Raw genomic sequence first — 14,527 nt, 5'->3', positions numbered from 1 at the left:
CTTTGTCGGGGAATGCCTGACCTTATAAATAAAAAGGAAGCTGGCTATGCAGTATCACCGTATCCCACACAGTTCTCTTGAAATCAGCACCCTCGGGCTGGGAACCATGACTTTTGGCGAACAGAACAGCGAGGCCGATGCCCATCAGCAGCTCGACTATGCGGTTGCCAATGGCATCAACCTGATCGATGTCGCCGAAATGTACCCGGTCCCGCCGCGCCCGGAAACTCAGGGGCTGACCGAAACCTACGTCGGCAACTGGCTGGCGAAACGCGGCAATCGCGAAAAGCTGGTGCTCGCCTCGAAAGTCAGCGGGCCCGCGCGCAATAACGACAGCAGCATTCGGCCCAACCACGTCCTGGACCGTAAAAATATCCGCGAGGCGCTGCATGCCAGCCTGAAGCGGCTGCAGACCGATTACCTCGACCTGTACCAGGTACACTGGCCGCAGCGCCCAACCAACTGCTTTGGCAAGCTGGGCTACACCTGGGCTGACGCCGCGCCCGCCGTGACCCTGCTGGATACTCTCGAAGCGCTGACCGAGTTCCAGCGCGCCGGGAAGATCCGCTACATTGGCGTGTCGAACGAAACCGCCTTCGGCGTGATGCGTTATCTGCACCTGGCGGATAAGCACGACCTGCCGCGGATCGTGACCATTCAGAACCCTTACAGCCTGCTGAACCGCAGCTTTGAAGTCGGCCTCGCGGAAGTGAGCCAGTTTGAAGGCGTGGAGCTGCTGGCCTACTCCTGCCTTGCCTTCGGCACACTGACCGGCAAGTATCTCAACGGTGCGAAGCCGGCGGGGGCGCGCAATACGCTGTTCAGCCGCTTTACGCGCTACAGCAGCGAGCAGTCGCAGAAAGCGGTTGCGGCCTATGTGGATATCGCCAAACGCCATGGCCTCGATCCGGCGCAAATGGCGCTGGCCTTTGTGCGTCGGCAGCCGTTTGTCGCCAGCACCCTGCTGGGGGCGACGACCATGGCGCAGCTGCAGGCCAACGTGGAAAGTTTGCAGCTTGAGCTGAGTGAAGAGGTATTAGCGGAGATTGAAGCGGTGCATCAGGTTTATACCTACCCGGCACCGTAAGAAAGTAAAGCCCCGGGTGACGGCGTATACGCCTTACCCGGGCTATCGAAGAGCAGATATTGGTGAACCCGTCGCCCGGTTAAGCGCAGCGCAAGCCGGGAGGTTATTTACGCCGGCCCCAGATCCACAGCGCGGCGATGGCCACGGCAAACACCGCGCCAAATCCTGTGCCGACGGCGACCGGCGGAACGCCCACGCTCACCGCCAGGGAATAGAGCCCCAGCATCAGCAACATCGCCACGTTTTCGCCCAGGTTCTGTACCGCAATGGCGTTACCCGCCCCGACCGAATGTTTCCCACGCTCCTGCAGCAGCGCGTTCAACGGTACGATAAAGAACCCGCCGAACACCCCGAGCAGTAACAGCAGACCGAACGCCGGCAGCAGCGACTGCTGCACCGCAAAGGCCATCACCGCGATACCGATCAATATTCCCGCCGGCATACAGCGCGATACCGTCTCCAGAGTCACCAGCTTCGCCGCCGCCCCGGCCCCCAGCACAATCCCCACCGCCACCATCGCATTAAGATAGGTAGGCATGGCGTTGCTGGTAATGCCCAGCGCCACCGGCACCCAGATCACCAGCAGGAAGCGCAGGGTCACGCCAGCGCCCCAGAACAGGCTGGTCCCCATCAGCGAAAAGCGGGTTTCGCCGTTGCGCCACAGCGTGCGGCAGGCGCTGAAGAAGCTGTGCGTCATTGGCTTAAAACGCCACGACTGCCCCGGGCGCGCCGCCGGCAGCTTGGGTATCCATAGGTTTGCCACCACCGCCCCGCCGTAGACCAGCGCGCAGACGATCAGCGCCGCCAGCACGTGCCAGTCGGCGAGGATCCCGCCGGCCATGGAGCCCAGCAGGATCGCCGCGATGGTCGAGGACTCCATCAGTCCGTTAGCCTTCACTAACTTATCGCCGGTAGTCAGTTCGCCGAGAATGCCATACTTGGCCGGCGAGTAGGCGGCGGCGCCAATCCCCACCAGCGTATAGCCGATAAACGGATTGACGCCGAAGCAGATGCAGCCGGCGCCGAGCAGCTTCAGGCCGTTGGCCACCATCATCACCCGGCCTTTGGCAAAGCTATCGGCAAACTGGCCGACAAAGGGGGCAAAAAGAATGTAAGCGCCCACAAACAACATCTGCAGGACCGGCTGGCTCCATTCCGGATAATAGAGCTGCTTCATCAGCGCCAGGGTGGCGAAGAGAAGCGCATTGTCGCCGAAGGCCGACAGGAACTGGGCGCCGATTACCGCCATCATCCCTTTCGAGTACAACGAAGGGTTAGTATGTACTGACTCACTCATGGGTTGTTTCCGCCTCGTCGACCATGTTTTTTAGGGTGACATAGTCTGGCTTGCCGCTGCCGAGCACCGGCAGCTGTTTCAGCCAGCGTATATCTCGCGGTACCGCCAGCTCCGGTACTCCGTGCTGGCGAGCATAGCGCAGCAGGGCTTCGCGAGTCAGTTCATTATCGGTAGTAAACAGCACCAGCGCCTCGCCTTTGCTGGCGTCCTGTTTAATCGCCGTGGCGTGCATCTTGTCCGGCGACGCGCCGAGGGCCACCTGCTCCACCATCTCCAGGGAGATCATCTCGCCGGCGATTTTGGCGAAACGCTTCGCGCGGCCCTGAATGCGAACATAGCCCTGCTCGTCGAAGGTCACGATATCGCCGGTGTCATACCAGCCCGCTTCCAGCTCGCCGTGCTGGTTTTCCGCCGCAGGCGCTTCCAGCACCCCGGGGTTTTCCACCCGCAGGTAGCCTTTCATGATGTTCGGTCCCTTCAGCTGCAGCCGTCCCCCTTGCTCAATGCCGGGCATCGCCAGCAGGCGGGCGTCCATCCCCGGCAGAATGCGGCCCACGGTGCCGACCTTCGCCGCCATCGGCACGTTAATCGAGACCACCGGCGCGCACTCGGTCACGCCATAGCCTTCGAGGATGCGCAGGCCGAATTTATCCTGCCACAGCTGTTTGGTGCTCTCCTGCAGCTTCTCCGCCCCGGCGACCACGTAGCGCAGGCGGTAGAAATCATAGGGGTTAGCGAAGCGGGCATAGTTGGCGAGGAAGGTTGAGGTACCGAACAAAACGGTACAATTACGATCGTAGACCAGCTCCGGCACCACGCGATAGTGCAGCGGGCTGGGATAGAGAAACACTTCCGCCCCGGTAAACAGCGGCGTCAACAGGCCGACGGTGAGGCCAAAGGAGTGGAACAGCGGCAGCGCCGACATAAAGCGGTCGTTGGCGGTAAAGTCGGCGATAGTTTTGATCTGCTCGACGTTGGCCAGCAGACTCTTATGGCTGTGCACCACCCCTTTCGGATTGCCCTCCGAGCCGGAGGTGAAGAGGATCATCGCTGCGTCTTCCGGCTGCTGCTTAACCTGCGCCAGACGCGGCGCCAGCAGATGACCGAAAATCCACAGTTTGTCCGCGAGGGTGATATCGCCTTTAAGATCTTCGAGGAATACCCAGCGCACCTGGGTCAGCTGCTCCGGCAGATGCCAGAGTTTGCCTTTATCGAGGAAGGTGCGCGAGGTGAAAATGGTGTTGATCTCCGCGGCGGCTATCGCGCTGCTGAGCCCTTTCACCCCGGCGGTATAGTTCATCATCGCCGGAATACGCCCGCGGGCGATAGCGCCGAAAATCACCGCCGCGCTGATGCCGGCGTTAGGCAGCATCAGGCCGATCTTCTCACCCGGCTGGCTGTATTTTTCCAGAATGCGGGCAACAAACAGGGTCTTGGTCAGCAGCTTGCGATAGGTATCCGGCTGGAAGTTTATATCCTCCACGCAGGGTTTGCGCGCGCCGAAACGGTCCTGCGCCGCCAGCAGCGACTCATACAGGGTTTCCCGCGGACGCACCGCCATCCGGGCTTCCATCATGATCTGATGCAGCATTTCTCCGGCAATTTTGCGCCGGTCGCGGGCGCGCGGCGCCTCGGGCATCGGCAGATGGGTGGGCGGCAGCAGGTGCAGTTGAATACGCGGGAACAGGCGACGCTTCACCAGCCCCTTCAGCCGGCTGAACGGCGTCAGTTCGGCGCCTTCAATGCGCAGCGGCACGATGGTCGCCTGCGATTTAGCGGCGACAAAGGCGGCGCCGTCATAAATTTTCATCAGCGAGCCGCTGACCGAAATTCGCCCCTCCGGGAAGATGACCACCGGCCGCCCCTGCTCAATCAGGCGCACCAGATGTTTGATCGACATCGGTTTGGTCGGGTCCAGCGGCACAAAATCGATAATTGGCGTCAGCGCGCGCATAAACCAGCGCTGGCTGATCGAGGTATAGACCGCGAAAACCGGTCGGACCGGCAAAAACAGCGCCAGCAGAATGCCGTCGAGGAAAGAGACGTGGTTCGGGGTAATTAAGACCTTTTGCTGGTATAAAGCCTGCGTGTCGCCGGTCAGTCTGACCCGGTATAACCCCTTGAACAGCAGTCTGAAAAATCCCAAAAGCATAACAACTCCATGTGACCGGTTGATGAGTCAAAGCAGGTTACACGAGAAGGCATGGGAAAGCAGTGCAGCGGGGAGATTTTCGGAATAAAAAAAACCTGCGCATCCGCGCAGGTTGGTGTAAGACATTCAGTACGAAGAGCGTACCTAAGAAACTCACCTATCAATACCTCTGGGATCTCGATTGTCGCGTTTTTCGCCCGTAACGGACCAGCGGGAAAACGCAAGGGAGTGAGCCTAAGTGCAACCAGGTATTACGATTTTCGCTATCTGTAACACCGTCGACGACGGGCAAAAAAAAACCTGCGCATCTGCGCAGGCTGGTGTAAGTAAAGTGGTCAACGTGACGTTGACTCCACCTATCAATACCTCTGGGATAGCCAGAATATCAACCGGGTCCGCGAACAAACCAGCGAACATTCGCAACAGCGCATCGCAAAGTGTAAGCAAAGGTTTGTATTTCCCTGCGCCGGTTTCAATTAGCGATGGCGTCAATGTAAACAAGTTACCCATTAGCCCGGTCTGAATCACATTTGCGCCATTCCTTCGCCGCTGTGCCTTGAATCTGCCGCTCTTTCCCGTAACATAGCAGTATGTAAACGCTTACCCTATAAAAGGCATGGTATGGCGACTATTAAGGATGTAGCCCGACTCGCAGGAGTCTCCGTCGCTACCGTCTCCCGCGTCATCAACAACTCTCCCAAAGCCAGCGAAGCCTCACGCCAGTCCGTAGGCGCGGCGATGGAAACCCTCAATTATCATCCCAACGCAAACGCCCGGGCGCTGGCCCAGCAGTCCACGGAAACCGTCGGTCTGGTGGTGGGCGATGTCTCCGACCCCTTTTTCGGCGCGATGGTCAAAGCCGTCGAACAGGTGGCCTACCGTACCGGCAATTTTTTGCTGATTGGTAATGGCTACCACAACGTGCAGAAGGAGCGCCAGGCGATAGAGCAGTTAATTCGCCATCGCTGCGCGGCGCTGGTGGTGCACGCCAAAATGATCCCCGATGAGGAACTCGCCGGGCTGATGCAGCAGATCCCCGGCATGGTGCTGATCAACCGCATCCTGCCCGGGTATGAAACCCGCTGCGTGGCGCTGGACGACCGCTACGGCGCCTGGCTGGCGACCCGCCATCTGATCCAGCAGGGGCACACGCGTATCGGCTATCTGTGCTCAAACCATGATATCTCCGATGCGGAAGATCGGCTGCAGGGGTACTACGCGGCGCTGGAAGAGAGCGGCCTGCCGTGCAACGACCGGCTGGTCACCTTTGCCGAGCCGGATGAAAGCGGTGGCGAACAGGCGATGACCGAACTGCTTGGCCGCGGCCGCCACTTTAGCGCCGTCGCCTGCTATAACGACTCGATGGCCGCCGGCGCGATGGGGGTGCTGAATGACAACGGCATCGACGTTCCGCGGGAGATTTCGCTGATTGGCTTCGACGATGTCCTGATTTCGCGCTATGTCCGCCCGCGGTTGACTACCGTCCGCTACCCGATCGTCACCATGGCGACCCAGGCGGCCGAGCTGGCCTTAGCGCTGGCGGAGCAGCGCCCGGCGCCGGAGATCACCCATCTGTTCAGCCCGACGCTGGTGCGCCGTCACTCGGTGGTCGCCCCGCAGGAAGGCGATAAGTCGTAGCGATAGAGATGCACGGCGGTGGCCGGGTAATCCAGCCCCTCGCCGAGGTAGCGCCAGCCGTAGCGTTCATAGAAATCCCGGCAGGCGGAATAGAGATAGAGCTCCCGAAAGCCCGCGCGGCGGGCATAATCGATCACATGCCGCTGCAGTTTCCCGGCCAGCCCCTGACCGCGGGCGGCAGGCGCGACGTACAGCGCCGCCAGCCAGGGAAACAGATCCTGGCGGCTGATTAAATCGCAGCGCCAGAGGCCAATCGTTCCGAGCAACTGCTCGCCTTCCACGGCAATAAAGGTCAATGGCAGCGCCTCCGCCGTCTGGCTATGCTGCACAATGCTGGCGAAGAATTCCCGCGGCAGCGTCTCGCCGCCAAAGGCGTGCCACAGCCAGTCGGTCACCTGCGGGGCGAACTGCGGCGCAGCGTACAGCGGCAGGATCGTCATACCAGCTTCCCCTGGAAAATCGGCACCGAGTCGAACAGATAGCCATCAAAATCCGGGGCGTCTTCATCGGACAGCTCCAGCAGACTGTTTTTAACGTTTTCCAGATGCTGCCACATCGCCTGCCAGGCGCCCATCACATCGCGACGCCGCAGCGCGGCAAGCAGCGTCTGCCGGTCGCCGAGCCATTTCAGCCGCCAGGCGCGGCTGGCAATATGCACATTGAACTGCTGCCACAGCGGGCTGCTGTCCATCTGCAGCCAGATCCGCTCTACCGTCGCCAGCAGCATCTGGTTCTGCGTCGCCCCGGCCAGCACCAGATGGAACAGACGGGCGTTATCCTGAGCAGTGTCGTTGAGGGCGATAGCCCGCTGCTCCTGTTCGATAATCCGCTTCAGATTGTCGATATCGGCGCGGGTAGCCATTTTCGCGGCAAAGGCGGCGATGTTGCTCTCCAGCAGCTGGCGCGCCTGCAGAATTTCAAACGGACCGACGTCGCTGCTGAGCAGTTGCTCCTCTTCGCTGTCGTTCTCGTGGGGAATGCGCATGACGTACACCCCGGATCCCTGACGAATATCCACCGTCCCCTGCAGCTCCAGCATCAGCAGCGCTTCGCGCACGATGGTCCGGCTGACGCCATAGGTTTCGGCAATATGGCGTTCCGGCGGCAAACGCGACCCGACCGGGTAGCGCCCCTGCGCGATCTGGGCGCGCAGGTCATCACCAATCTCCTGATAGGGCTTCTTTTCCGGCGGAATTATCGCTTTTTCCACAAAATCACCTGTGCCTTACATGCCTGGGAGTCAAATACGCCGCTATCTTAGCAAAGATTCCCCCCGGCTAGCGGTATTCATCATCGATATCCAGCACCAGTTCACGCCGTTCGCCCAGTTGACGAAACCAGTGCGCCGAGGCTTTGGGTCGCCGGGCGCGATGGTTTTGCAGGTCGATTTCGATAAGCCCGTAGCGGTTTTTAAAGGCGTTCATCGGCGATACGTTGTCGGTAAACGCCCACAGCATATAACCCTGGCAGTTGGCCCCTGCCTCGCGGGCGCGCAGGGTGTGCCACAGATGTTCGCTGATAAAACGGATGCGGTAGCTGTCATCGATGACGCCTTCGCGGTTACGGAACTGGCCTTCGTTTTCCACGCCCATCCCGCTCTCCGCCACGAACCAGGGGATGTTGCGATAGTCATTTTTTATACGCATCGCCATATCAAAGATGATTTGCGGGTAGATTTCCCAGCCGCGGGAGGCGTTCATTCGCCGGCCGGGCAGCTCGAACGGCTCATAATACCAGGCCGGATGGAACGGAGTATGCGGGTGCCAGGCCCGCGATGGGGCTTTGACCCGGTGCGGATAGTAAAGGTTAATCCCCAGCTCATCGACGGTGTGCTCGCGGATAATCGCCAGATCCTCCGCGCTGGCGTCCCATGTCACCTGATGCTGCTCAAGCAGTGCAAGAAGCTCCGGCGGCCAGACCCCGTGCACCAGCGGGTCGAGGAACATGCGGTTGTAGAACAGATCGTAGATCTCCGCCGCGCGCAGGTCATGGGGGGCACGGGAGCGCGGATAGGTCACCTCCGGATTGAGGATGCAGCCGACGGTTCCGGGATAACCTAGCTCGCGAAACCGCTTCACGACGCTGGCGGTCGCCAGCACCTTATGGTAGTTCCACTGCATCCAGGTGCTGGTGTTCTGCTCATAGGGCCAGCGAAGGGCATCCAGATAGACCCGGGTCTGCACCACGATCGGCTCATTAAAGGTAAACCAGCGGGTCACCTTCGAGTGATAGCGGGCAAAGACCTGCTCCGCGTAGCGCACAAACAGCTCAACCACTTTTTTCGACCCCCAGCCGCCATACTTTTCCAGCAGATAGCCGGGCAATTCATAATGCTCAAGGCAGATCATCGGCGTGATGCCGTTGGCCAGCAGCGCGTCGAACAGCTGGTCGTAATAGGCCGCATACTCCTCATCCACCGTGATGTTTTCATAGTCGGTCAGAAAGCGCGACCAGTTGATTGAGGTGCGGTAGTGGGTCAGCCCGGCCAGCTTCATCAACTGCACATCTTCCTGAAAGCGGTTAATAAAATCGGTGGCCACCGCCGGGCCATAGCCGTTATGCCAGACGTGGCGGTCGTTTTTGTACCAGAGATCGGGCCAGGAGTCCTGCCCCGGTTTTTTTCCGCTCCAGCCCTCGGTCTGCCAGGCGGAAGCCGCCGCGCCAAGGATAAAATCATCGGGAATGGTCATCCGTACGGTAGTCATAAGCTCCTCAGACAGGGTTGGCGGTCTGTTGATTGTCGGCCTGACGCTGCGCGGCATCGGCACGGCGGGAGGCGATTTTGACGAAAGGCAGATAGATAAGCACCGCGACGACGATGCAGATAAGCTGGGTCACCACCGCCCCCATTGAGCCAGCGGTGGAGAGCCAGGCGTTGATCAGCGGCGGCGTGGTCCAGGGCACCATCACCACCGCCTTGCCGGCGAAGCCGGTCAGCGTAGCGAAATAGCCAATGCTGCCGGTCACCAGCGGGGTAAGGATAAACGGGATGGCGAGGATCGGGTTGAGCATGATCGGCATCCCGAAGATCACCGGTTCGTTAATATTGAACAGCCCCGGGCCTATCGACAGCTTGGCAATCTCTTTCATCTCTTTACGCTTCGTGGCGATCATCACCGCAATCAGCAGGCCGATGGTCAGCCCCGAGCCGCCAATGCTCATGTAAACGTCCCAGAAAGGCATCGTGATGATGTTCGGTACCTCTTTCCCCTGCTCAAAAGCGCTCATGTTGACGGTGATCGCCCCCAGCAGCAGCGGCTCGCGGATCGGCTTGATCATCTGGTTGCCGTGAATGCCGATCACCCAGAACAGCTGGGCGACGAACATCAGCAGCAGGATCCCCGGCAGGCTCTGCACCACCCGCTCCAGCGGCTGCTGCACCACCTGGTAGACCGCATCGTAGAGATACATCCCTGTCAGCTGGTGAAAGAGAAAACCCAGGGTGGCGATCGCGGTGGTGGTGATGATCGCCGGGATCAGCGCGGAAAAAGAGGCGGAAACGTTCGGCGGCACGGTATCCGGCATTTTGATCTTCAGTCCCTTGCGCCCCTCCAGCCAGCAGTAAATCTCCACTGACAGAATGGCAATGAACATCCCGAGGAACAGACTGCGGGTATCGGAAAACTGGCGCAGCAGGACATCTTTCACCACGTGCATCTGGCCATCGACCATCATCTCCACCGTGGTCGGCGTAACGCAGATAAAGCAGATCACCGCCAGCAGGCCAGGAAACAGGCTTTTGATGCCATTGATCCGCCCCAGCTCAATGCCGATCAGAAACACGGCGCCGATATTGAGGAAGTTGAGCGTGGCGTAGTTCAGCGCGCTGGTGATGGGCTTCAGCGTTGCAAGAAAGGAGAGCGAGGAAAAGCTGGCGAGCCCGTTCTTTGGATCCAGCACCATGTTGGAGATCAGTACCGAAAAGGCCCCGACGATGATCACCGGCATCAGGGTAATAAACGCCGATTTGATCGCCATAATGTAGCGATAGCTGTTGAATGTCGTCGCGAAACGCCCCAGCGCGTCGATCAGTTTGTCCTGTAATGCCATAAAAGAGTACCTCAGAGTAAAGGGCTTATTGCGGCCAGGTGAACAGCCAGAGACTTTTGGCATACCAAAACATAGTCGCCAGGCAAAAATAGTTCTGTGACAGCGCTCGCAACGCACGGTGTGGTATCCCAAATATTCGATAAAATTGACTTTGGCATACCAGACTATGCCGGCTCGTCAGTTCCTGCCAAAAGCGTGATCGCGATGGTTTTTCCGCCCCGCCCCGTCGATATGTCCCTTTTCGGTCTGTGATAAACTGCGCCTTACCACGTGAAATCAGGAATCGATGAATGGCTACAATGCTGGATGTCTCAATTCGCGCAGGCGTCTCGAAAGCGACGGTTTCCCGCGTGTTGAACGGCACAGGTCAGGTGAAAGAGAGCACCCGCCAACAGGTCTTTAAAGCGATGGAAGAGCTGGGCTACCGGCCCAATTTCCTTGCCCGCTCGCTGGCCAATCAGACCAGCAACAGTATCGGGCTGGTCGTCTCCACCTTCGACGGCTTCTACTTTGGCCGTCTGCTGCAGCAGGCGTCACGCCAGACGGAGGCCTGGGGAAAGCAGCTTATCGTCACCGACGGCCATGACACGCCGGAGCGCGAAGAGGAAGCGGTACAGATGCTCGCCGACCGGCAGTGCGATGCGATCATCCTCTATACCCGACACATGAGCGAAAAGGCGATCATGTCGCTGATTAATTCGATCGCCATGCCGCTGGTGGTGATTAACCGCGATGTGGCGCAGGCCCGCGAACGCTGCGTGTTCTTCGAACAGCAGGAAGCCGCCTTCCAGGCCGTGGAGTATCTGATTACCCAGGGCCACCGCGATATCGCCTGCATCACCGTCCCGATGCATACCCCTACCGGCCAGGCTCGCCTGCAGGGCTACCGCAACGCGCTGATAAAACATGGTATTGAGTGGGATCCGAGCCGGGTGAAATACGGAGACTCGACGATGACCCGCGGCTATGAACTGTGCCGGGAACTGCTTGAGGAGAAGGCCCGCTTCAGCGCGCTGTTTTCCTGTAACGATGATATGGCGCTGGGGGCGTCAAAGGCGCTGCATCAGGCGGGGCTGCGTATTCCACAGGATGTGTCGCTGTTTGGCTTCGACGATGCGCCAAGCGCGAAATGGCTGGAGCCGGGGCTGTCGACGGTTTATCTGCCGATCGACAACATGATCACTACGGCTATCGATCAGGCGATCAAGCTTGCTAACCAGCAGCCGATAGAAACGATCCCGCCGTTTACCGGCACGCTGGTGCTGCGCGAGTCGGTAACGACGGGACCTTTTTTTAAATAAGCTCTAAGGCCAGCAGCTCCTGGATGGTCTGGCGACGGCGGATCAGCCGCGCCTTGCCGCCATCAAACAGCACCTCCGGCAGCAGCGGGCGGCTGTTGTAGTTGGATGACATCGAAGCCCCGTAGGCGCCGGTGTCATGGAGCACCAGATAATCCCCAGGCGCCACCGCTGGCAGCAGGCGGGTCTCAACTTTGCCCCCTTCCTGCTGGGTAAAGACATCCCCGGACTCGCACAGCGGCCCGGCCACCACGGTTTCCACCTGCGGCGCGGCGCTGAGATCCCGACCATCCGCCGCCAGAGCGGTGATATGGTGATAGCTGCCGTACATCGCCGGACGCATCAGGTCGTTAAAGCCAGCGTCAATCAGCACAAAGTGACGGCTGCCCATCTCTTTCACGCTGCGCACCTGCGACACCAGCACGCCGGACTCGGCCACCAGGAAGCGTCCTGGCTCAATCTCCAGCTTCACCGGATGCCCCAGATGGGCCGCGATCTGCTCCCGGGCACGGTTCCACAGGCCATAATAGTGGGCGGTGTCGATGGCCTCTTCACCTTCGCGGTAAGGAATCGACAGACCGCCGCCGGCGGAGATGGCCTGCAGATCCTGGCCAAAGTCGACGACCTGACGCACCATCGCGCCGCACACCTGCTCCAGGTGACCATAGTCAACGCCAGAGCCGATATGCATATGGATCCCGACCAGCTGCAGCTGATAGCGACGCATCACTTCCAGCGCCGCCGGCAAATGGCTGTACCAGATGCCATGCTTACTGTTCTCACCGCCGGTATTGGTTTTCTGGCTGTGGCCGTGGCCAAAGCCCGGATTGACGCGCAGCCAGACGCGATGGCCCGGCGACACCTCGCCCAGCTGGCTCAGCATGTCGATCGAGCCGGCGTTCACCGGGATCTGTAACGCCTTCACCCGATCGAGGGTGGCGTCGTCGATCAGATCGGCGGTAAAGACGATATCCTCTGGGTTCTGCTGCGGATCGTAGCCCGCCGCCAGCGCCCGCTCGATCTCCCCCAGCGACACCGAGTCCACCTTCACCCCCTGCTCACGCATCAGACGCAGGATATGAATGTTAGAGCAGGCTTTTTGCGCAAAACGTACCACGTCAAACTGGCTGAGCTGGGCAATCTGGCGGCGAATAATCTGCGCATCATAGACCCAGACCGGGCAGCCAAATTCCGCGGGCAGGCGCAGCAGGTTATCCGCGGTCAGGTCAGTATCGGTGGCGTAAAGCGAGTGTGGCATAAGAACTCCGGTGCAGTGCGTGTGTTGGTCGCTGTTTTTTTTCGATTACGCCACAGTGGCGGACGAATAAAAAATATCGTTTTATCGCGACTCTATGCAAAAATGATATGGTTACAGCCGAGCCTCATGGAGACCGCATGCCAGCCGTTAATTTGCGTCATATCGAAATCTTTCACGCGGTGATGACCACCGGCAATCTGACCGAAGCGGCGCGGATGCTGCACACCTCGCAACCCACGGTCAGCCGCGAGCTGGCGCGCTTTGAGAAAGTGCTCGGCCTGAAGCTGTTTGAACGGACCCGCGGTCGCCTGCAGCCGACGGTGCAGGGCCTGCGTTTGTTTGAGGAGGTTCAGCGTTCCTGGTACGGCCTGGACCGCATCGTCAGCGCCGCCGAGAGCCTGCGCGAGTTCCGCCAGGGCGAGCTGTCGATCGCCTGCCTGCCGGTCTTTTCCCAGTCCTTTCTGCCGCTGCTGTTGCCGCCGTTTCTCGCTCGCTACCCGGAGGTCAGCCTGCAGATCGTCCCCCAGGAGTCGCCGCTGCTGGAGGAGTGGCTCTCCGCCCAGCGCCATGACCTCGGCCTGACGGAGACCCTGCATACCCCGGCGGGCACCGAACGCACCCCACTGCTGACGCTGAATGAAGTCTGCGTGCTGCCTGCCGGCCATCCGCTGGCGGTGCAGACAACGCTGACCCCCGCCGATTTTCAGGGCGAAAACTACATCAGCCTGTCGCGCACCGACAGCTATCGCCAGCTGCTTGACGCCCTGTTCCTTGAGCATCAGGTTAAACGGCGGATGGTGGTCGAAACCCACAGCGCGGCCTCGATCTGTGCCATGGTGCGCGCCGGCGCCGGGATCTCGGTGGTGAATCCCTTGACAGCTCTGGACTATGCCGATAGCGGCGTGGTGGTGCGCCGCTTTAGCGTCGAGGTGCCGTTTACCGTCAGCCTGATCCGCCCCCTCCACCGCCCGCGATCGGCGCTGGTCGACGCCTTTGTTGCACACCTGCAGGAGAGTCTGCCGCAGATCCTCACGCCGCTGGCGTCGGTCCTGCAGAGAGCATAAAGTTGACCGCGTCTTCTGCGTGGATCGCCGCAGTGTCAAAGACCGGCAGCGGGCTGAGCTCGGCAGGCACCAGCAGGCCAATTTCCGTACAGCCGAAAATAACCCCTTCCGCCCCCTGCTCCGCCAGGGCGGCGATCACCTGCAGATAATAATCCCGCGACGCCTCGCTGAAGGTGCCGAGACAGAGTTCATCGAAGATGATCTGATTGATCCGCGCCCGATCGTCAGCCTCGGGGATCAGCGTCTCGATGGCAAACTGCGCCTGCAGACGACCGCGGTAAAAGGTCTGCTCCATGGTGTAGCGGGTGCCCAGCAGCGCGACCCGGCGCTGGCCTTTGGCGGCAATCGCCCGCCCGGTGGCATCGGCGATATGCAGGAAGGGAACCTGGCAGCGGGCGGCGATGGCATCCGCGACTTTATGCATGGTGTTGGTGCACAGGACGATGCCTTCGGCCCCCGCCTGCTGCAGCCCGACCGCGGCTTCAGCAAGGATCTCCCCGGCGCGATCCCAGTCGCCGGCGGACTGGCAGGCTTCGATATCGTGGAAATCGACGCTGTGCAGCACCAGGCTGGCGGAGTGCAGCCCACCCAGCCGCGCCTTAATCCCTTCATTGATCAACCGATAATAGGGGATCGTGGACTCCCAGCTCATGCCGCCTAACAGGCCAATGGTTTTCATCTTC

General features: G+C 60.1%; 12 protein-coding genes. 4 read left to right on the top strand and 8 right to left on the bottom strand.

Annotated features, from left to right (window positions below; translation table 11 throughout):
• Window positions 1–46: 46 nt before the first annotated feature.
• Entirely contained in the window at window positions 47–1,087 is a 1,041-nt protein-coding gene (locus B8P98_RS04825) for an NADP(H)-dependent aldo-keto reductase (RefSeq protein WP_008806332.1), read from the top strand.
• Between the two features lie 103 nt (window positions 1,088–1,190).
• Here the strand turns inward: B8P98_RS04825 and lplT are convergent, their stop codons facing one another.
• Together lplT and aas are read right to left on the bottom strand one after the other, a co-directional pair.
• Complete coding sequence (lplT, locus tag B8P98_RS04820; protein WP_025711297.1) at window positions 1,191–2,384, bottom strand: lysophospholipid transporter LplT; 1,194 nt, start codon at window positions 2,382–2,384, stop codon at window positions 1,191–1,193.
• On the bottom strand, window positions 2,377–4,536 hold the full coding sequence (gene aas, locus B8P98_RS04815; RefSeq protein WP_080897062.1) for a bifunctional acyl-ACP--phospholipid O-acyltransferase/long-chain-fatty-acid--ACP ligase: 2,160 nt from the start codon (window positions 4,534–4,536) through the stop codon (window positions 2,377–2,379). Before aas ends, lplT begins: the two co-directional genes overlap by 8 nt.
• Window positions 4,537–5,157: 621 nt before the next feature.
• On the opposite strand from aas, the gene galR reads away from it, so the two are divergent.
• A complete protein-coding gene (galR, locus tag B8P98_RS04800; RefSeq protein ID WP_025711293.1) occupies window positions 5,158–6,174 on the top strand; it encodes an HTH-type transcriptional regulator GalR in 1,017 nt (338 codons plus the stop codon).
• On the opposite strand, the gene B8P98_RS04795 is transcribed toward galR, so the two are convergent.
• From B8P98_RS04795 to B8P98_RS04780, 4 genes are all read right to left on the bottom strand, one after another.
• A complete protein-coding gene (locus tag B8P98_RS04795) occupies window positions 6,135–6,614 on the bottom strand; it encodes a GNAT family N-acetyltransferase (protein WP_025711292.1) in 480 nt (159 codons plus the stop codon). The two genes, galR and B8P98_RS04795, sit on opposite strands and share 40 nt — an antisense overlap.
• Complete coding sequence (locus B8P98_RS04790; protein WP_004205433.1) at window positions 6,611–7,384, bottom strand: GntR family transcriptional regulator; 774 nt, start codon at window positions 7,382–7,384, stop codon at window positions 6,611–6,613. The genes B8P98_RS04795 and B8P98_RS04790 overlap by 4 nt, the downstream gene beginning before the upstream one ends.
• Before the next feature lie 67 nt (window positions 7,385–7,451).
• The gene (locus B8P98_RS04785; RefSeq protein WP_025711291.1) at window positions 7,452–8,879 is read right to left on the bottom strand and encodes a glycoside hydrolase family 1 protein; all 1,428 of its coding nucleotides are present in this window, start codon (window positions 8,877–8,879) and stop codon (window positions 7,452–7,454) included.
• 7 nt (window positions 8,880–8,886) lie between these two features.
• Window positions 8,887–10,224 carry a PTS sugar transporter subunit IIC gene (locus B8P98_RS04780; protein ID WP_025711290.1) on the bottom strand — a complete coding sequence of 446 codons (1,338 nt, stop codon included), beginning with the start codon at window positions 10,222–10,224 and terminating at the stop codon, window positions 8,887–8,889.
• A 299-nt stretch (window positions 10,225–10,523) separates the two neighbouring features.
• Here B8P98_RS04780 and B8P98_RS04775 point away from each other — a divergent pair, with 299 nt between their 5' ends.
• Window positions 10,524–11,525, top strand: coding sequence for a LacI family DNA-binding transcriptional regulator (locus B8P98_RS04775; protein ID WP_165931855.1), 1,002 nt, complete (start codon window positions 10,524–10,526; stop codon window positions 11,523–11,525).
• Here the strand turns inward: B8P98_RS04775 and lysA are convergent.
• A complete protein-coding gene (gene lysA, locus B8P98_RS04770) occupies window positions 11,518–12,780 on the bottom strand; it encodes a diaminopimelate decarboxylase (RefSeq protein ID WP_004181191.1) in 1,263 nt (420 codons plus the stop codon). The genes B8P98_RS04775 and lysA overlap by 8 nt on opposite strands.
• A 137-nt stretch (window positions 12,781–12,917) precedes the next feature.
• Between lysA and B8P98_RS04765 the strand changes: the two genes are divergently transcribed.
• Complete coding sequence (locus B8P98_RS04765; protein WP_008806342.1) at window positions 12,918–13,844, top strand: LysR family transcriptional regulator; 927 nt, start codon at window positions 12,918–12,920, stop codon at window positions 13,842–13,844.
• On the opposite strand, the gene B8P98_RS04760 is transcribed toward B8P98_RS04765, so the two are convergent.
• Entirely contained in the window at window positions 13,810–14,523 is a 714-nt protein-coding gene (locus tag B8P98_RS04760; RefSeq protein WP_080897058.1) for an aspartate/glutamate racemase, read from the bottom strand. The genes B8P98_RS04765 and B8P98_RS04760 overlap by 35 nt on opposite strands.
• Window positions 14,524–14,527: the final 4 nt, after the last annotated feature.

Origin of the sequence: Klebsiella quasivariicola (assembly GCF_002269255.1) — a bacterium.
Taxonomy (GTDB): domain Bacteria; phylum Pseudomonadota; class Gammaproteobacteria; order Enterobacterales; family Enterobacteriaceae; genus Klebsiella; species Klebsiella quasivariicola.
Note: the sequence above shows the minus strand (reverse complement) of the source record. Positions and strands in the feature narration are given on the sequence as shown.